Origin of the sequence: Roseibium hamelinense (assembly GCF_007830545.1) — a bacterium.
GTDB lineage: Bacteria > Pseudomonadota > Alphaproteobacteria > Rhizobiales > Stappiaceae > Roseibium > Roseibium hamelinense.
Genome location: NZ_VLLF01000008.1, coordinates 213,294 through 230,423 on the forward strand (window position 1 = coordinate 213,294; position 17,130 = coordinate 230,423).

The 17,130-nt window shown below is 55.6% G+C and carries 19 protein-coding genes; 16 read left to right on the plus strand and 3 right to left on the minus strand.

What is annotated here, in order from left to right; translation table 11 throughout:
* Positions 1 to 26: 26 nt before the first annotated feature.
* Positions 27 to 1,226 (minus strand): penicillin-binding protein activator, encoded by a 1,200-nt coding sequence (locus JM93_RS16560; RefSeq protein ID WP_145345680.1) that lies wholly within the window; start codon positions 1,224 to 1,226, stop codon positions 27 to 29.
* 223 nt (positions 1,227 to 1,449) lie between these two features.
* Here JM93_RS16560 and rsmI point away from each other — a divergent pair, with 223 nt between their 5' ends.
* From rsmI to JM93_RS16580, 4 genes are all read left to right on the plus strand, one after another.
* Entirely contained in the window at positions 1,450 to 2,361 is a 912-nt protein-coding gene (gene rsmI, locus JM93_RS16565) for a 16S rRNA (cytidine(1402)-2'-O)-methyltransferase (RefSeq protein WP_145345682.1), read from the plus strand.
* Between the two features lie 4 nt (positions 2,362 to 2,365).
* Positions 2,366 to 2,755, plus strand: coding sequence for a YraN family protein (locus tag JM93_RS16570; protein WP_208995256.1), 390 nt, complete (start codon positions 2,366 to 2,368; stop codon positions 2,753 to 2,755).
* Positions 2,756 to 2,860: 105 nt separating this feature from the next.
* The gene (gshB, locus tag JM93_RS16575) at positions 2,861 to 3,805 is read left to right on the plus strand and encodes a glutathione synthase (protein ID WP_145345685.1); all 945 of its coding nucleotides are present in this window, start codon (positions 2,861 to 2,863) and stop codon (positions 3,803 to 3,805) included.
* Positions 3,806 to 3,818: 13 nt separating this feature from the next.
* On the plus strand, positions 3,819 to 4,265 hold the full coding sequence (locus JM93_RS16580; RefSeq protein ID WP_145345687.1) for an acetyltransferase: 447 nt from the start codon (positions 3,819 to 3,821) through the stop codon (positions 4,263 to 4,265).
* A 518-nt stretch (positions 4,266 to 4,783) separates the two neighbouring features.
* Here the strand turns inward: JM93_RS16580 and hppD are convergent.
* Complete coding sequence (hppD, locus tag JM93_RS16585) at positions 4,784 to 5,896, minus strand: 4-hydroxyphenylpyruvate dioxygenase (RefSeq protein WP_145345689.1); 1,113 nt, start codon at positions 5,894 to 5,896, stop codon at positions 4,784 to 4,786.
* Positions 5,897 to 6,017: 121 nt separating this feature from the next.
* On the opposite strand from hppD, the gene JM93_RS16590 reads away from it, so the two are divergent.
* The 8 genes from JM93_RS16590 to JM93_RS16625 all read left to right on the plus strand — a co-directional run bounded on the left by JM93_RS16590 (position 6,018) and on the right by JM93_RS16625 (position 13,672).
* A complete protein-coding gene (locus tag JM93_RS16590) occupies positions 6,018 to 6,497 on the plus strand; it encodes an Lrp/AsnC family transcriptional regulator (protein WP_145345691.1) in 480 nt (159 codons plus the stop codon).
* Between the two features lie 138 nt (positions 6,498 to 6,635).
* The gene (locus JM93_RS16595) at positions 6,636 to 7,382 is read left to right on the plus strand and encodes a tellurite resistance TerB family protein (protein ID WP_145345693.1); all 747 of its coding nucleotides are present in this window, start codon (positions 6,636 to 6,638) and stop codon (positions 7,380 to 7,382) included.
* 467 nt (positions 7,383 to 7,849) lie between these two features.
* Complete coding sequence (locus JM93_RS16600) at positions 7,850 to 8,323, plus strand: DUF1203 domain-containing protein (RefSeq protein WP_145345695.1); 474 nt, start codon at positions 7,850 to 7,852, stop codon at positions 8,321 to 8,323.
* A 79-nt stretch (positions 8,324 to 8,402) separates the two neighbouring features.
* A complete protein-coding gene (locus JM93_RS16605; RefSeq protein WP_145345847.1) occupies positions 8,403 to 10,034 on the plus strand; it encodes a GMC family oxidoreductase in 1,632 nt (543 codons plus the stop codon).
* A gap of 88 nt (positions 10,035 to 10,122) precedes the next feature.
* Positions 10,123 to 10,842 carry a molybdate ABC transporter substrate-binding protein gene (gene modA, locus JM93_RS16610; RefSeq protein ID WP_145345697.1) on the plus strand — a complete coding sequence of 240 codons (720 nt, stop codon included), beginning with the start codon at positions 10,123 to 10,125 and terminating at the stop codon, positions 10,840 to 10,842.
* Between the two features lie 29 nt (positions 10,843 to 10,871).
* Positions 10,872 to 11,579, plus strand: a complete 708-nt coding sequence (gene modB / locus JM93_RS16615; RefSeq protein ID WP_145345699.1) for a molybdate ABC transporter permease subunit — start codon at positions 10,872 to 10,874, stop codon at positions 11,577 to 11,579.
* Positions 11,572 to 12,678, plus strand: a complete 1,107-nt coding sequence (modC, locus tag JM93_RS16620; protein ID WP_145345701.1) for a molybdenum ABC transporter ATP-binding protein — start codon at positions 11,572 to 11,574, stop codon at positions 12,676 to 12,678. Before modB ends, modC begins: the two co-directional genes overlap by 8 nt.
* A gap of 355 nt (positions 12,679 to 13,033) precedes the next feature.
* Positions 13,034 to 13,672 (plus strand): DUF1062 domain-containing protein, encoded by a 639-nt coding sequence (locus JM93_RS16625; RefSeq protein ID WP_170230706.1) that lies wholly within the window; start codon positions 13,034 to 13,036, stop codon positions 13,670 to 13,672.
* A gap of 99 nt (positions 13,673 to 13,771) precedes the next feature.
* Here the strand turns inward: JM93_RS16625 and JM93_RS16630 are convergent, their stop codons facing one another.
* Positions 13,772 to 14,356 carry a YceI family protein gene (locus tag JM93_RS16630; RefSeq protein WP_145345705.1) on the minus strand — a complete coding sequence of 195 codons (585 nt, stop codon included), beginning with the start codon at positions 14,354 to 14,356 and terminating at the stop codon, positions 13,772 to 13,774.
* Between the two features lie 228 nt (positions 14,357 to 14,584).
* On the opposite strand from JM93_RS16630, the gene JM93_RS16635 reads away from it, so the two are divergent.
* The 4 genes from JM93_RS16635 to JM93_RS16650 are packed head-to-tail and all read left to right on the plus strand — an operon-like array spanning position 14,585 to position 17,129.
* Positions 14,585 to 15,565 (plus strand): FAD-dependent oxidoreductase, encoded by a 981-nt coding sequence (locus JM93_RS16635; protein ID WP_145345707.1) that lies wholly within the window; start codon positions 14,585 to 14,587, stop codon positions 15,563 to 15,565.
* Positions 15,549 to 15,743: a sulfur carrier protein ThiS gene (gene thiS, locus JM93_RS16640; RefSeq protein WP_145345709.1), complete on the plus strand. Its 195-nt coding sequence runs from the start codon at positions 15,549 to 15,551 to the stop codon at positions 15,741 to 15,743. Before JM93_RS16635 ends, thiS begins: the two co-directional genes overlap by 17 nt.
* Before the next feature lies 1 nt (position 15,744).
* On the plus strand, positions 15,745 to 16,512 hold the full coding sequence (locus JM93_RS16645) for a thiazole synthase (protein WP_145345711.1): 768 nt from the start codon (positions 15,745 to 15,747) through the stop codon (positions 16,510 to 16,512).
* Positions 16,512 to 17,129: a thiamine phosphate synthase gene (locus JM93_RS16650; protein ID WP_145345713.1), complete on the plus strand. Its 618-nt coding sequence runs from the start codon at positions 16,512 to 16,514 to the stop codon at positions 17,127 to 17,129. Before JM93_RS16645 ends, JM93_RS16650 begins: the two co-directional genes overlap by 1 nt.
* Position 17,130 lies beyond the last annotated feature (1 nt).

Below are 17,130 nucleotides of genomic sequence, written 5' to 3' on the forward strand. Positions count from 1 at the left end.
CCTGTCTATGTGTTGTTTGGGAAGACTTACGAACCTGATCTGAAATCACGTGGGGCGGGCGAAACGATTTGCGCGCCGCTTCCGGTAAGCTGATAAATTGCAAGCCCGCGCTGGTTCTCGCCATTGCGGCGGAAGCGGAACAGACCGTCGATCCCGATGAAGCCATCCTGATTGGTCAAGATGCTGAGGTCAAAGCGCTGCTGCCCTGCAGAGCGGACCAAACCCGCCGCCAGCGTAACGCCGTCATAGGCCAGCGTCGCGTTGCGTGGCGGGGGAGATCCGAAGCGCGATTGATAGCGCTGGGCGAAGGATTTGAAGCCGGTGTCATCCGGCCCGGAGTACCAACTGCCCGCCATAATTGGGTTCGAGCGCATTTGCGGCGTATCCCATTGGCCGGTGCCCAGGAACTTCACCTGACCAAGATTTGTGCCGCGCTGGGTCAGTGTCTGCACCACGAGGGGCGCAACTCCGCCGCCGGCTGGAATGAACAGCGCATCAACCTGGCCAATATTTGAGGCGAGCGCATTTGTCTTAGCTACCAGATCGGTTGTATCGCTGCCACTCAAGCTGTATCTTTGGATGGAGACAATCCGTCCGCCTACACGGCCAACCTCCTGGCGGAACGCTGCTTCGACAACCGCACCGTAGGAGTCATTCGGTAAAATGGCTGCAAAGGAGCGTTTGTTCTGGCTGCCTGCGTAGCTGATGATCCGCCGGACATCTCCTTCTGGCAGAAAGCTCAACAGATAGACACCGCGCGAAGCTGCCGATGTGTCAGTAGAAAACGCGACCATCGGAATGCCGGATGATTTTGAAACTGCTGCAGCCCCTTTGACCGCCGGTGAAAAAACCGGGCCGAGGATCAGCTCTGCGCCTTCGCCAATCGCAGCTTGTGCTGCTGCGCGCCCACCTTCTGCGGTGCCGGCCGTGTCCTTGACCAGAAGCTGTACGTCCGCGTTCGGGAAGTTGGCAAGAGCGAGCTCGGCCGAATTGCGGAACACCGTCGCGATCGATGTCGCGCTGCCGCCGCCCGTCATTGGCAAGAGAAGACCAACTCGGACAGAACCTGTCCCAACCACGTCGCCGGTTACTTGTGGTTGCGCACCAGGCGCAATCGCTTGCCCTGGAATTGTGCCAAGCGAAGAACTCTGGCAGGCCGCAATAGCAAATCCGCCGAAAATGAATGCTGCCGCGCGAACCAGTGAGCCGAGCCGCCCTCTCAACATGTGTCTCTGCCGCACCTGCACGAGTGCCTCCATCATTCCGCCAGCTGAACACTTACGAATTCCGTCCCGGTGTGTCCAGTTTTGCAAGCAAGATCAAGGTATGAGACTGGTCGGCAACCAAGATTTGCACTTGAAACGGCTGCGAGCGGAGAGTAGCGCTGACACACACGGCCGCCAACGCGGTTGGCCGGACGCATGCAATGCAAAGCGCCAAGGAGCCATGATGACGCGCGAGCTTGAGAAATCCGCCGAGAACCGGCGCTATAGCCTCTCAGCTCATGCGTTTGAAGCAGCCAGGATTGAACCTGCGCTTTATATCGTTTCCACGCCGATCGGGAATCTGGGCGATATCACTGTCAGGGCCTTGGAAACTTTGGCGGCTGCTTCGGTGATCGCCTGCGAGGATACGCGGGTGACTGGCATACTTACGCAGCGCTTTAGCTTGAAGACGCCCCTCCTTCCCTATCATGAACATAATGCCGAAAAACAGCGGCCGAAGATCTTGGAAGCATTGGAAAGTGGCCACGCTGTTGCTTTGGTAAGCGATGCGGGCACGCCTCTCGTTTCCGATCCGGGATACCGCCTGGTGCGTGATGTGCTGGCTGAGGGGCATAAGGTGATCCCGATTCCTGGCGCGTCGGCCCCGATGGCGGCTCTGGTCGCGGCCGGACTGCCGAGTGACACGATTTTGTTCGCAGGGTTCTTGCCGCAAAAGGGCGGGCCAAAGACCTCCCGGCTTAAGGAACTGGCGCTTGTTCCGGCAACATTGGTGTTTTTTGAGTCCCCGCACCGTGTTGCTGCTACGCTAGAGCTGATGGCCGAGGTGCTTGGTCCGGAGCGCGAGGCGGTTGTCGCGCGCGAGCTGACGAAGCGTTTCGAAACGTTCGAGCGGGGAACCACAGCGGAATTAGCGGCGCGGTTCAAAGGCATTTCGACAAAGGGAGAGATCGTGGTCCTGGTTGGGCCGCCAGAAGCGGCTAACAGGGCTTCTCAAGAGGATGCAGATGAACTTCTGCTGTCTGCTCTCAACGAGATGCCGGTGTCGGCTGCGGCAAAAACCGTGGCGAAGCAAACCGGTCTGGATCGTGCAGACCTATACAAGCGCGCCCTTGCGCTCAAAGAGCAGGCGGGCTGATCGCGTGGCCTATGGTTCAAACTTGAACAGATCGAAAAAGCGCAAAAAAGCCTATGCAGTAGGCCTAACAGCGGAAACAAAAGCGGCATGGGCGCTGCGACTGAGCGGATGGCGGATCTTGAAGCGCCGCTACAAAACAAAAGCCGGCGAAATCGACTTGGTCGCGAAGAAACGCAAAACGGTAGCATTCATCGAAGTGAAGGCCCGCAAAAACCGGCAGGCTGCTATGGAGGCGGTTACACCGGCAAGTCAAAAACGTATCGTCAAGGCCGCCCGGATCTTTGTTGCTGAGCATCCAAAAGCAGCGTTCTTCACGCTTCGTTTTGATGTGATTATTGTCAGACCTTGGGCATGGCCTGAGCGGATATCAAATGCCTTTGATGGGCGCACATAAAGCAAATCAGGTCTGTCACTGGACAAACCCTCTTGTCATCCGCATATCTGGCCCGACCACTTTTCAATCCCCTGGCGCACATGCGCTCCTGCCGGGAGTTGCCTCATGGCTCTTAAAATTGCGGTCCAGATGGACCATATCGCCTCCATCAATATAGCCGGCGACAGCGCTTTTGCGCTGATGCTTGAGGCGCAACGCCGGGGACATGAGCTCCACCACTATACGCCGGACCGGCTGGCGATGATCGGCAATGACGTGTTCGCGGCGCTGGAGCCTGTCGAGGTGCGCGATGAAAAGGGCAACCATTACACGCTCGGTGAACGCCGGCGGACGAATATGGCAGATGTGGATGTCGTGTTGATGCGGCAGGATCCGCCGTTTGACCTTGCCTACATCGCGGCCACCCATATCCTCGATAAAATCCATCCGAAAACGCTGGTGGTCAACGATCCGGCTGAAGTGCGCAATGCGCCGGAAAAGTTGTTTGTCACCGAGTTCGCTGATCTGATGCCACCGACCTTGATCACGCGCGACCGGTCCGAAATTGATTTGTTCCGGGCACAGCACGGCGATATCGTCATGAAGCCGCTTTTCGGTCATGGCGGCGCCGCTGTGTTTCGCATAACCAAAGACGATCTGAATTACGGATCACTATACGATTTCTTTGCCGCGACCTTCCGTGAGCCATGGGTCATCCAGCAGTTTTTGCCGAATGTGAAACATGGCGACAAGCGAATCCTGCTGGTGGATGGTGAATTTGCAGGTGCGGTCAACAGGGTTCCGGCGGAAGGGGATCTGCGGTCCAACATGGTGCGCGGCGGCGCTCCGACAGACAGCGATTTGACCGAGCGTGAACGCCAAATCTGCGCAAGGCTGGGGCCGACACTAAAGGAGAAAGGCCTCATTCTCGTTGGGATCGATGTGATTGACGGCATGCTGACCGAAATCAATGTTACCGCGCCAACCGGTATCCGTGCGGTCAAAAACCTCGGCGGTCCGGATGTTGCGGCAAGGGTCTGGGACGTGCTGGAGCAACGAACCGGCAGCTGAACGGAGCGTCGATATGGCTGGTGTGCAAATACGTGCCTCTACGGAATGTGATGGTGAGCGTGTTCTGGATATCTGGTGCGCTGCCGTCGACAATACGCACGATTTTTTATCGACTCAGGACCGTCGGGACATCGAGTTGATGCTGCGGGACTTTTTGCCGAGTGCGCCTTTGATCCTTGCCGTGGACAAGACAGACAAAGCCATGGCTTTCATGCTGTTGGATGGCGGTCACCTGGAGGCATTGTTTGTTCATCCAGATTTCCGCGGCCAAGGCTTGGGGAAGACCCTTGTCGAACTCGCCCTTCGTCAGTACCCCAGTCTGACCACCGATGTGAACAAGCAAAACAGCCAAGCTGTGGGCTTTTATGAACGGCTTGGCTTTGAGTGTAACGGCGAATCTCCGACCGACGGCGATGGACGGCCGTATCCGCTTTTGCATCTGAGCTTCCGGGGCGCTTGAGGAACCCATAGCAGCATGTGTTTCAAAGTTGGCTTCTGTACGTTGCTTTCGCGCTCTGTCTCTTGAGTGTTCTCGTGAAGCCGGAAAGATGTGTGACGCAAATCGAGCATCTGCGATAAACTCTACAGTCTATCCTAAACCCAGGCCTGACCGGGTTGGATAGGTTCGCTCTCGGCTACGATCGTCAGATCAACAACAATGTCGTTAATTTGGAGGGCGATATCGCGTGGGTGGACTGGAGCAGATCAAATACACTCTCCGAAGCAGCAGTGCTGGGAACAGGTCTTCAGCTTGGGGCCAAACAGAGCATCGACTTCGTTGGGGCGGCGGCTTGGTTTCGCCCCTTTGGATCGCTTCATGGTCTTTGCCACTGGAGGCATGGCTTTTCGTCACGTTGAACAAGATGCAACCGTCAACTCTGAATTTATTCCGTTTGCCCCAACGGTTTCAACACGAATATCCAGCGTGCTGACCCTTGTCTGGTCTTCAGTCAAAGGTCAACACGCTGGAAAATGACCCTACTCGGCCGCTTCGGGCTTGATGACCCCGCGGCGGATCTGGTCTTCCTCGATGCTTTCGAACAATGCGCGGAAGTTGCCCTCGCCGAAGCCCTCATCACCCTTGCGTTGGATAAACTCGAAAAAAATCGGGCCGATCACTGTCTTTGAGAAGATTTGCAGCAGGATTTTGGTCATCCCGCCATCGACGACGCCCTCGCCGTCGATCAGTATGCCATGCTTTTTCATGCGCTCAAGGGGCTCTTCGTGGCCTGAAACGCGTTCCTTCGAGCGTTCATAGTAAGTGTCGGGCGGGCCTGGCATGAATTTCAGGCCATTGTCTGCCAGCATATCGGTGCTGTCATAGATATCGTTTGAGCCAACAGCGATGTGCTGGATCCCCTCGCCTTTGTATTTTTTCAAAAATTCTTCGATCTGACTGGTATCGTCCTTGGACTCATTGAGGGGGATCCGGATCTTGCCGCAGGGAGAAGTGATGGCGCGGCTGACAAGGCCCGTAATGCGACCATCGATGTCGAAATAGTGGATTTGCTTGAACCCGAACAGATCGCGGTAAAAGTCCCACCATTTGTCCATGTTGCCGCGATAGACGTTGTGCGTCAGGTGATCGAGATAATAAAATCCGACGCCGGCCGGCTGCGGATTTCGTGCTTCAAACCAATCGAACTCCTGTGAGTAGGCTGAGCCTTTCGCACCGTAGCGGTCAACAAAGTAAAGCAGCGATCCGCCAATCCCCACAATGGCTGGTGAATCAAGGGTTTTGTCGTCGCCTTCATAGGGCGTCGCGCCCTTTGCGATCGCGTGGTTGAACGCATGTTCAGCGTCCACAACACGCCACGCCATGGACGGGGCGCAAGGACCATGTTGGTCAACGAATTTCATGCCACAGGAATTTGGCTCGGCATTCAGCACATAGGTCACATCGCCCTGACGGTAGAGCGTGATGTTTTTCGTCTTGTGCTTGGCAACAGCCGAATAGCCCATCTTGTGGAAGAGGTTGTCGAGCTTTTCGGGCTCAGGATGCGCAAACTCGACAAACTCGAAGCCGTCTGTGCCGGCCGGATTGTTTTCTGAAATCTGCGCGGGCGGCGCGTCGTGCGGGAACGGACCCATAAATGAACTCCTCCAAATATCATTCGAGCATTTTCGGTCGGTTCATGCGCAAGTTGTGTGCAAACGACGGGAATTCACGTAGAATAATGCGAAAATTGTGCAATTTGTTTGAAAGACATGCATGACTGATGCATTGGATCACTTCGATTTGAAAATACTTGGCGCCTTGCAGGCAAATGCTGCGCTGACCAATCAGGACATTGCCGAGCTAATCGGGCTGTCTGCAAGTCAGATATCCCGGCGGCGGCAACGCCTGGAAAAGGATGGATACATCCGACGGTACCGCGCGGATCTTAGCCCGCAAGCGCTTGGTTTGGCTGTAACGGCATACGTTGGGGTAACGTTAGGCGCGCATAGCCGCGAGAACGCGCGCAAATTCAGAAATATGGTCAAAGCGATGCCAGAAGTTCAGGAAGCGCACACGATGACCGGAGATGTCGATTACATCCTCAAAATCGTCGTGCCCGATCTTCAGGCCTTGAGCCGAGTGATCAACGATGATTTGCTGCCTCAGGAAGCGGTTCAAAATGTACGGTCTTCAATCGCGATGGAAACGCTGAAAGACGATAATCTTCTGCCTCTGCGGTATGGACAAACCTGAGAATGTTGTCGTTTGGTCAAAGTTTCTAGCTAAGGCGTAGGGATGTGTAAAACCACGGCAGTCTTGTGCCGGGCCCGGCAAACACCATTTTATGGGCGACATTGATTTTGCCCGTGCAGGCAATTTGAGGAGAAACGGATGTTTGACGCAAAGTCCTTGCTGGATCAGTTCATTGGAAGCCAGGGCGGGCAGATGCCGGGCCAGCCGGGCGGCCAGTCCCGCCGTGGCGGGTCAAACGATCTCATGTCCCAAGGCAAGGATTTCCTAGGGTCGCAGGCAGGCGGATTGGCGCTTGGCGGGTTGGCCGGACTAATGCTCGGATCCAAGTCAGGGCGCAAGATGGGAAAAAAAGCGGTCAAATATGGTGGTATGGCTTTGGTTGCCGGCCTTGCCTACAAGGCCTATCAAGGGTACCGCGCGAACCAGCAAGGCCAGGCGCGTCCGCAATATCCGCAGGATGAGCCGATCCCGCTCGAAGCGCCGCGCGACACCCCTTTTGACCCGGCCCGGCAGCCTGGCGGGGAAAATGCATTCGCCGTTACTTTGCTCACAGCCATGATCGCAGCTGCCAAGGCGGATGGCCATATCGACCGAGAGGAGCAAGACCGGATTTTTGCGAAGATCGATGAAGCCGGTTTGGACAGCGAAGCCAAGGCTTTCTTGATGGATCAGCTGCGCGCACCGCTGGATCTCGACAAAGTTGTCGCTGGCGCGACGTGCCCGGAAACGGCGGCCGAGATTTATGCGGCCTCCCGGCTTGCGATCAATCCGGACCATCCTGCAGAAAAAGCCTATTTGCAAATGCTGTCTGCCCGGCTGGATCTTGATCCGGCCCTGATTGACGAGATTGAGCTTGCGGTACGGGAAGCGGAAATGGCGGGCTAAAAAGTCTCGCCTTCCAACTGCGAACAAATCGGGAGGCGGTGCGTTGTTTAAACCAGCTACGTGTGCCCTGTTCATGGTCTGTGCAACAGTCGGTGGCGTGCACGCGTCGCCTATGAACCAGCAGGAAATTTCGAGTCAGGTCATTGGCAAGCCTTTGGGTTTCAAAGGCTCCTCGTCTGGCGATATCATTTATCGCAATGACGGAACCGTTTCCAAGGTTAGCGGTGCCAGTGGGGCGTTGTCCGGTACATGGCGATTTCATGGAAACAAGATTTGCGAGCAATTTGGCTCGCAGCCGGGGGTCGAAACAATGCCCATCTGTTTCACCATGATCCGCGTCCGCCCCGGAACGTTTTTTACAAGCAATCAAATACGCCTTTGGCGCAAATGACCTGACTCGCAAATCGGGTCGTTTGATTTGCGCATTGGCTTTATCTGGGTCCCATTCGATTTGAAAGGGACCAACGATGTTTCAAATTCATGCTTTGCCGGCCGAGCGGTTTGAAGAGCTTCGAACCTTGTCAGAACAGGAGCTGCGAGCCCGGAATATACAGGTACACATATCGGATGGCACCTATCCGTGCCGCGTCAGCCTAAGCGACGCTCCAGAAGGTGAGCAGGTTTTTCTGCTTAATTTCGAGCACCAGTCGGCCGCGTCGCCTTACCGGTCACGGCACGCCATTTATGTTCGTGCCCTGGCTGAAACAGCCCAGGTCAAGCAAGGAGAGATACCTGTTTTCCTTACCAAGCGTTTACTCTCGGTGCGCGGGTTCGATCGAGCCGGCAACATGGTCGACGCTGACGTGGTGGATGGAAGGCAAGTGGCGGATCTTGTCGAGCGGATGTTCGATCAACCGGCAGTCGATGAAATCCATCTTCATTTTGCGCGTCCAGGCTGCTTCGCCGCCCGTGTCACCCGAGGCGTGCACCAAGCCGCGTAATGAAACCGCACCAGCTTGATAAGTCTTGACCAATCGGTCGGAGCCATGCCTCCTAGACCGCGAGATTGTGGGAGGAATGATGCAAGATCTGGGGACGTGGGACTATGTGATTGTCGGTGCCGGTTCGGCCGGATGCGTTCTGGCCAACCGATTGTCGGAAGACCCGAACGTTAATGTGCTGCTTCTCGAAGCGGGCAAAGATGACAATTATATCTGGGTCCATATCCCGGTCGGCTATCTCTATTGCATGGGCAATCCACGGACCGATTGGGGGTTTCATACAGCAAGGGATCCGGGGCTGAATGGCCGCTCGCTCATGTATCCGCGTGGCAAGGTGATCGGCGGATGTTCTTCAATCAACGGCATGATCTATATGCGTGGACAGGCGCAGGACTACGACCGGTGGCGGCAGTTCGGGCTGTCGGGCTGGGGCTGGGACGACGTCCTGCCCTATTTCAAGAAATCCGAGGATCACTACGACCTTAACGATGACCTGCATGGGCAGGGTGGCGGCGTTCGTGTCGAAGAGCAAAGGCTGTCGTGGGATATTCTCGATGCTTTTCGCGAGGCCTGTGCGCAATCCGGCATCCCTAAGATTGATGATTTCAACCGCGGTGACAATTTCGGCGCTTCCTATTTTCAGGTGACACAACGGTCCGGTTGGCGCTGGAACGTTGCAAAAGGATTTTTGCGTCCGGCGATGAAGAGGCCGAATTTGCGTGTAATCACGCAGGCCCATGCCAGCCGGATCGTGGTCGAAAATAGCCGAGCCAGCGCTCTTGAGCTGGATGTCGATGGGGCTCCGTCAAAGGTGACGGTTGCTGGAGAACTGGTTTTGTCTGCCGGTGCGATCGGTTCGCCGCAATTGCTCGAGCTTTCGGGCATCGGACACCCCGACATCCTGGCTTCGGCCGGCGTCGATGTCGCGCATGCAATGCCGTCTATTGGCAAAAACCTGCAGGATCACCTTCAGCTCAGGACGATCTTCAAAGTTCAAAACGCGGTCACTCTCAACCAAATGGTGCATTCCTGGTTCGGCAAAGCGAAAATCGGCCTTCAATATGCGCTTACCCGTTCTGGTCCGATGTCCATGGCTCCGAGCCAGCTTGGCGTATTCGCAAAATCAGACCCTTCTTTCGAGGCGGCGAATGTGGAGTATCACGTGCAGCCGCTTTCGCTCGACAAATTCGGCGATCCTTTGCACCGTTTCCCGGCGATCACTGCCAGCGTGTGCAATTTGAGGCCGGAAAGCCGAGGTCATTGTCACATCACATCGCCGAACAAAGCGGATCAGCCGGAAATCCTGCCAAACTATCTTTCCACGGAAATCGACAGGAAAGTTGCCGCCGACTCCATTAGACTGACGCGGGAAATCATGTCCGCGCCTGCGCTCGCAATTCACCAGCCGGAGGAGTATCTTCCTGGAGCAGACTATCAAAGCGACGCCCAATTGGCCCAGGCGGCGGGTGATATTGGCACAACCATTTTTCATCCGGTTGGGACTTGCCGAATGGGTTCGGATGCACAGTCCGTTGTTGATGATCGGTTGAAGCTGAGGGGGATCAATGGTCTTCGGATTGCCGACGCCTCGATTATGCCGGCAATTACCTCAGGAAACACCAATGCACCGACCATCATGATCGCTGAGAAGGCAGCGGACATGATTCGCGAGGACAGAAGGCAGATGGCAGCCTCGGTTCGATTGCCATGATTGCCTGCCCACTTTGAACTGCACAGGGCTATCGGAAGTGAAGATATTGCGATTGCTGCGTTTTTTGGTTTCTTTGGGCGTCGTATTTATGATCAGTCCAGCTGCCGCGCAAGACCGATTGACCGTATTTGCGGCCGCGAGCCTTACAAATGCTTTGGAAGCAATCGGGACTGCGTTTGAAGAAGAGACCGGGATGCAGGTCTTGTTTTCTTTTGCCGGGACAAGCGCACTCGCCCGCCAGATCGAAGCCGGTGCGCCGGCCGATGTTTTTGTTTCCGCAGATGAGATCTGGATGGATTACCTCCGAGAACGCCAGGCCGTCGTTCCGGAAAGCATCAAGGCAATTGCAGGGAACGGCTTGGTTTTTGTTGGACCCGCCGGGTCCGAGCCGCTAGATCTCGACGTCGGCGGGATTTCGGATGCGCTTGGACGCGGGCGGCTTGCAATTGCAGATACGGAAACTGTTCCTGCAGGACGCTACGGTAAAGCTGCGCTGACGTCTCTTGGGCTTTGGGCTTACGTTCAAAAGCGGCTGGCGCCCATGGAAAACGTCCGCGTCGCCCTTGCTGCAGCGACGCGTGGTGACACACCGCTTGCGCTTGTTTATGCATCGGATGCGAGTGTAGAGCCGGGGGTAGATGTTGTTGCAAAGCTTCCTGCCGAGAGCCACCAAGCCATACGGTATCCCGCAGCGCTGACGCAACATGCCGCTGAGGGCGCCGACGCTTTTTTGGCTTATCTTTCGAGCGCTGCCGCACAACGGATATTTGAAGAAAGCGGTTTTGCAATGCTACAGGACAGTCAGTAGTTAACCGCCGGACAATATAGGCAGCGTGCGTGGACCAATTTCATTTGCAGCCACATGAATGGGAAGCACTTGCGCTGACATTGAGGGTTGGAGCTGCAACGCTTGCTGTTGCAATTCCGCTAGCCATCGCGGTCGCCTATATCCTTGCCCGATTCAGGTTCCCCGGACATGGGACCCTCAACGCTGTGGTACACATGCCCCTTGTCCTGCCTCCAGTCGTTACAGGGTATTTGTTACTTCTTGCCTTCGGACCCAAAGGTCCTGTTGGTGTCTTTTTGCAAAACACATTCGGGATCAGTTTTGCATTCAACTGGACCGGTGCCGCCTTGGCAGCCGGCATAATGGCCTTTCCTTTGATTGTGCGGCCGATCCGATTGGCGTTCGAGGCGGTAGACCCCAAGCTGGAGGAGGCAGCGGCATCTCTGGGAGCACGCAAGCTGGTCACGTTTGTCGTTATTTCCCTTCCTCTGGCGCTGCCGGGGATATTGAGCGGAGCTATTCTGGGTTTTGCAAAAGCTATGGGCGAGTTCGGAGCAACTATCACCTTTGTGTCTAATATACCGGGAGAAACCCGGACACTTGCTCTGGCGCTATACACGGCAACACAAACGCCGGAGGGAGATCCGATCGCCTTCAGGCTTACAATTATCGCCGCAATTGTCGCATTTGGGGCCCTTTTTGCCTCTGAAATCATGGCCCGCCGGTTGAAGCGGCGCCTGGGAGCGTCCGATGCTTGAGGTTGAGGTCAAAGGCAGCGTTGGCGGGTTTCACATCGATGCTGCATTTGCATCTGAAGCGGGTGTGACCGCGCTTTTCGGGCAGTCCGGTGCCGGAAAATCGACCATCACCAACATGATTGCCGGGCTGGTCACTCCGGCCTCCGGCCGCATTGTCGTCGACGGCCAAATTCTGTTCGACAGTGCGTCTTCTCTTAACCTTCCAGCGCGAGACCGGAGGATTGGCCACGTTTTTCAGGACGCCAGACTGTTCCCGCATTTGTCTGTTCGCAACAACCTCACGTTCGCACATTGGGCTGGGCGGCGGCATCCCAAACGGCCGCTGGCGGAAGTTGTTGAGCTTTTAGGCATCTCGCATCTCCTGGATCGGAAACCAGGCGGCTTGTCCGGCGGCGAGAAACAGCGCGTCGCGATCGGCCGGGCACTTTTGTCTGACCCGCGTTTGTTGCTGATGGACGAACCACTCGCTTCGCTGGATCAAGCCAGAAAGTCGGACATTTTGCCCTATCTCGACCGAGTGGGAGAAGACGCCGGCATCCCAATCGTTTATGTCAGCCACGCGCTGGAAGAAGTTGCGCGTCTGTCACAAACACTTGTGATCGTCTCGCAGGGCTCGGTATTGGCATTCGGCCCGGTGGCCGACATGCTCGCCAGGACAGACTTGGGGCGTGCAACCGGCCGGCATGAGGCCAGCGCTTTGCTGAGCGGTAAAGTCGTTGCAATCGACAAACACTGGGGGCTGGCGAGCATTGATATGGGCGGTCAGATCATCCAGGTGCCGGCTCTTGACACCGCGATCGGAGAAGATATCAGGCTTCGCATTCGCGCCCGTGACGTGGCGATCGCGCTGGGCCGACCAGAGGGGTTGAGCATCCGCAATGCGCTCCATGGTACGATCAAGAGCATCACGGATGAGACTGGCCCCTATACCGAGATTTTGAGTGCTGTTGATGGTCAACTTCTCCGGGCCCGTCTCACTCGGGCTTCAGCCGCCGATCTGGGGCTCGTGCCCGGCAAGGCCGTCACGCTTCTGATTAAGAGCGTTGCCATTGACAGGCGCCAGCGGACGCCTGCTCCTCGCAAAAGCGCACAGGGCTGATTTGCGAATTCGGATAGGCTGCATGAATTCCACGCAGACTGTTGTAGGCAAAGTTGTAGAATCATACCTGCTACCTATGATACATGCTTCACCCGAACGCAGAACAAAGTGACGAGGTCCTGAGTTTGCCGTCTTAAACACCGGTCTACAGCTGTAAATCCTATCTAGCGGATGGCAGGTGCCGTCCGCCTGTCTGCGTTCATCAGGATGCAAGCTGAGACCGGTTTGGCCATGTGACAGCCTTATGGCGAAATGCGGTCCCGCCGCCCGCCTGCTCTGCGTCCAAAAACTCAATTGTACCGGCCAACCCGGGCACCCGTTTCGGGCCGCCTCACTGCTCTTGGTGGACTTCCAAATGGAAGGCCAAGATGGCATGTCTAAAACACTCTCGATTGGCTGGACTGTTCTGGCCAAAAATGCTCCGCGTCCCCGGCTCAACTGCGGCCGGTGCGGTAAGGTTCAAAGCTTTCACTCCAGTGGCAAAATTCGCCTGAATGCAAATGGCCGCAAGCTTGATGCCTGGCTTGTTTACAAATGCACCCACTGCAACGCGACCTGGAACCGCCCGGTTATCGAAAGGATACCAATCAACACGCTTTCGAAATCGTACCTAACCGCGCTTGAAACAAGCGACGAAACAATGGTCCGTCGATTCGAATTTGAAGTTGGCGGATTGGCTTATTTCACCCATCAAATTGAGTGGGAACGCGGTCTTTTGATCCAGAGGCACCTAGTATCGCCGATGAGCGAAGACTGGTCGTCTGCGACGATCTTAATCCGGACCCCGGTCAGACTGCATATACGGGTCGAACGGCTCATGTCGTATGCTTTGGACATTTCGCGTGCTGATTGCCGGAACTTGTTTTTGGAAGGAGGTATGAAGATCAGGCGGCCAAGCGGCCAGCAAATATGGCGCGGCCCAGTCAAAACCGAAATGGAGATAGACGTGCAGCGATGTGTTCTTAAAACCAGCTCGTTGCTGCGGCTTTATTAGACCGTCTTTAAGCCCAAAAGTGCGGCAAGGCCGGTATCATAAATCGGATTGGCCTTGCCGTTCACCTTCGGAGCCGCATTCGCTTTCGGCCAATGTATATTAGTTCATACGCATGGCTTCGGTTTCGATGATGATGTCCACATTGTCTCCGACAAAACCGTTGTCGACCGCATAGGTCATGCCGAAATCGCTCCGCAACAGGGTTCCGCGAACGCTCAGGCCCAGTGTAAAGCGCCCGTGTCCGAAGGGATACTCGAACGCCTTGTTGAGTGTTACATCCAACTCAAGCGGCTGGCTTTGGCCAAGGAGGGTAAGGGTCCCGGTTACAGTGCCGGTGGTGTCTGTTGACGGAGTTCCGCCGTCGGCAGTGAACGTCATGGCCGGAAACTCTGCAACATTCAAAAAGTCAGAGTTCCGGACATGATTATCCCGGGCTTCGTTAAAGCTCTCAACGCTTGCTGTTTTGACGGTAATTTCAACGTCCGAAAGCACCTGTGTTTCAAGATCGTATACAAAACTTCCGCTTACATCTTGAAAGAAACCGAGCGTTTTCGCGTATCCTAGATGATCGACCAGAAACGCAACGCTCGTATGCGCAGGGTCGAGTTCATACTTGAACGGGGCCGCGTAAGCCGGTGCTACAAATATGCCAACCGGCAAAATACTGAGAAGGAGTTTTTTCAAGGGCTTGCTCCGCTTTCAAAAATGCACCCACTCATTGTGGGGCATGGCTGTGAAATCGAAAACAGCTCTTGACGGGCCCTACTAAAAATAATTGATAAACTCCAAGTGATACACTTTTAAATAGCAGAGGCCGCTTGTCGCGCAGCAAATGCGTTTCGGGTTTTCTTATGACAGTCCGAGCCAAGCCGGTGACCTTTTGAAAACACATACGTTCTCTCGTTGGTTTCAATGACCTCATCCATCCATATCATTGGCGCTGGAGTAGCCGGGCTCTGTGTCGCCGCAGAGTTGGTCGACCGTGGCATGACGGTCGATATTTTCGATAAAAATGGTCTTCCCGGGCCTCATGGTTGTTCCTGGTGGGCTGGTGGGATGCTTGCGCCGTGGTGCGAATATGAAAATGCCGAGGAACCGGTTCTGAGGCTTGGACAGCAAGCGTTGAGTTGGTGGTCCGGTAAAACCACGCTAACCCGGAATGGAACGCTGGTTGTTGCCTCACGGCGTGATCTTCCAGAGCTACGGCGGTTTGCGCAACAAACCGCCGGGTATGTCCAGATCGATGAAGCCAAGCTGCTCGGTCTGGAACCCGATCTAACCGGGTTTACAGCGGGCCTTTTCTTTGAAAAAGAAGCACACCTCGATCCAAGGACGGCGCTTTCTGATTTGGTCCAGCTGTTGCTGCAAGCCGGTGCACGTTTTCACACGGGCGCAGCACCGGACGACTTTTCAGTGCGTGTCGACTGTCGGGGGTTTTCTGCGAAAAACCAGCTGCAGGATTTACGGGGAGTCAAAGGCGAAATGCTGATTGTGCGTGCCCCAGAGGTTCAGATCGGAAGGCCGGTTCGGCTGCTTCATCCGCGTATTCCGGTCTATGTGGTGCCCCGCGGGGATGGGGTCTACATGATCGGGGCCACGATGATTGAAAGTGAAGACAAATCCGGGGCGACTGTCCGGTCCGTTCTGGAGCTTTTGAGTTCCGCCTACGCGCTAAACCCTGGGTTCGGCGAGGCTGAACTCCTAGAAATTGGGGTCGATCTGAGGCCCGCATTTCCGGACAACCTACCGAGAATCCGTCGGAGAGGGCGCTATATTTATGCGAACGGTTTGTACCGGCATGGATATTTGCTTGCGCCGGCGCTTGCGAGCGGTGTTGCAGACTTAATTTTGAACAATGAACAGTCGGAGTTGGTCGATGAAGATTGTCCTTAACGGCGAAGTGCACGACGTGTCAGCCCGGACCCTAGACGCAGTCCTGGTGGAAATCGGTTTTGACGGGCTGCTTGCAACGGCTGTGAACGGTGATTTTGTACCTCAGCTAGAGCGTAAAACACGAGTTCTAAAGGACCATGACCGGGTCGAGGTTCTCGCACCCATGCAAGGAGGCTGATGTGAAGTCCTTTTATGGCGTTTCCCTTGCAAATCCTCTCATGTTGGGCACAGCGCAGTATCCAAGTCCCGCAGTGCTGGCGGAGGCTTTTAAGGCTTCCGGTGCCAGCGTTGCAACCGTGTCCCTGAGAAGGGAAGGGCGGCAGGGTCAGGGCCAGTCCTTTTGGAGCTTGATTAAAAAGTTGAATATCTGGGTTCTGCCTAACACGGCCGGCTGTCACACGGTGCGCGAGGCTGTTACGACGGCGCAAATGGCTCGTGAGGTGTTCGGTACCGACTGGATCAAACTAGAACTCATTGGGCATACGGATAGCCTTCAGCCGGATGTGTTTCAGCTTGTCGAAGCGGCAAAGTTGCTGTGCAGCGAGGGATTTAAGGTGTTTCCGTATACGACGGAGGACCTTGTGGTCGGGGAGCGGTTGTTACAGGCCGGATGCGAAGTCTTGATGCCTTGGGGTGCGCCCATTGGCTCTGCTCGCGGCCTCAGCAATGAATATGGTTTGCGGGCGATGCGCGCTGAGTTTCCCGATGTTCCTCTGGTCATTGACGCTGGTATCGGGCGTCCGTCCCATGTCAGCCAGGCAATGGAGCTGGGATATGATGCGGTCCTCATGAATACCGCAGTCGCACGCGCGGGCAATCCTGTCGCGATGGCAAGGGCGATGGCGCTTGCCGCTAAAGCGGGCCGGTTGAGTTATGAGAGCGGCGCGATGGAACCCAGAGATATGGCAGAGGCCTCGACACCGGTAATTGGAAAGGCGTTTCTTTGATGAAACTACCCAATTTTTACCCGATTTTTGACCAGAGTGAATGGCTGCACAGGACTCTGCCACTCGGGGTCAAACTGGTTCAACTTCGCATCAAGGAGCGTGACGCAGCAACGCTCGCCGGGGAAATCGCGGCATCAAGGGATCTTTGCGCGGACCACAGAGCCCTCTTGGTGGTAAATGATCACTGGCAGATTTCGATCGAACTCGGTTGTAGCTTTGTGCATTTGGGTCAGGAAGACCTGGATAGCGCGGATGTGGCCGCTATCCGCCGGGCTGGCATACGGCTAGGCGTTTCAACACACGACGAAAATGAACTTGAACGGGCGCTATCTCTTGATCCGGACTATGTCGCTCTCGGGCCGATCTTCCCAACGATCTTGAAGAAAATGAAATGGCAAGAGCAGGGTTTGCCACGGGTGCGAGAGTGGAAAAAACGAATTGGAAAACGGCCACTGGTTGCAATTGGCGGTATCAGCGTTGAAAGAGCCCCGGATGTCCTGGCTGCTGGTGCGGATGTCATTGCAGCAGTGACCGACATCACGTTGAATGCAGACCCTGAAGCGCGTGTTGCGCAATGGCTGGCGACCACTGGCGAGACCGCAAAAGCCGACGTCTAGT

Excerpts from the sequence above, each read along its gene's own strand:
- JM93_RS16560 (WP_145345680.1), bottom strand. The coding sequence starts at position 1,226 with ATGTTGAGAGGGCGGCTCGGCTCACTGGTTCGCGCGGCAGCATTCATT.
- rsmI (WP_145345682.1), top strand. The coding sequence starts at position 1,450 with ATGACGCGCGAGCTTGAGAAATCCGCCGAGAACCGGCGCTATAGCCTC.
- gshB (WP_145345685.1), top strand. The coding sequence starts at position 2,861 with ATGGCTCTTAAAATTGCGGTCCAGATGGACCATATCGCCTCCATCAAT.
- JM93_RS16580 (WP_145345687.1), top strand. The coding sequence starts at position 3,819 with ATGGCTGGTGTGCAAATACGTGCCTCTACGGAATGTGATGGTGAGCGT.
- hppD (WP_145345689.1), bottom strand. The coding sequence starts at position 5,896 with ATGGGTCCGTTCCCGCACGACGCGCCGCCCGCGCAGATTTCAGAAAAC.
- JM93_RS16590 (WP_145345691.1), top strand. The coding sequence starts at position 6,018 with ATGACTGATGCATTGGATCACTTCGATTTGAAAATACTTGGCGCCTTG.
- JM93_RS16595 (WP_145345693.1), top strand. The coding sequence starts at position 6,636 with ATGTTTGACGCAAAGTCCTTGCTGGATCAGTTCATTGGAAGCCAGGGC.
- JM93_RS16600 (WP_145345695.1), top strand. The coding sequence starts at position 7,850 with ATGTTTCAAATTCATGCTTTGCCGGCCGAGCGGTTTGAAGAGCTTCGA.
- JM93_RS16605 (WP_145345847.1), top strand. The coding sequence starts at position 8,403 with ATGCAAGATCTGGGGACGTGGGACTATGTGATTGTCGGTGCCGGTTCG.
- modA (WP_145345697.1), top strand. The coding sequence starts at position 10,123 with ATGATCAGTCCAGCTGCCGCGCAAGACCGATTGACCGTATTTGCGGCC.
- modC (WP_145345701.1), top strand. The coding sequence starts at position 11,572 with ATGCTTGAGGTTGAGGTCAAAGGCAGCGTTGGCGGGTTTCACATCGAT.
- JM93_RS16625 (WP_170230706.1), top strand. The coding sequence starts at position 13,034 with ATGGAAGGCCAAGATGGCATGTCTAAAACACTCTCGATTGGCTGGACT.
- JM93_RS16635 (WP_145345707.1), top strand. The coding sequence starts at position 14,585 with ATGACCTCATCCATCCATATCATTGGCGCTGGAGTAGCCGGGCTCTGT.
- thiS (WP_145345709.1), top strand. The coding sequence starts at position 15,549 with ATGAAGATTGTCCTTAACGGCGAAGTGCACGACGTGTCAGCCCGGACC.
- JM93_RS16650 (WP_145345713.1), top strand. The coding sequence starts at position 16,512 with ATGAAACTACCCAATTTTTACCCGATTTTTGACCAGAGTGAATGGCTG.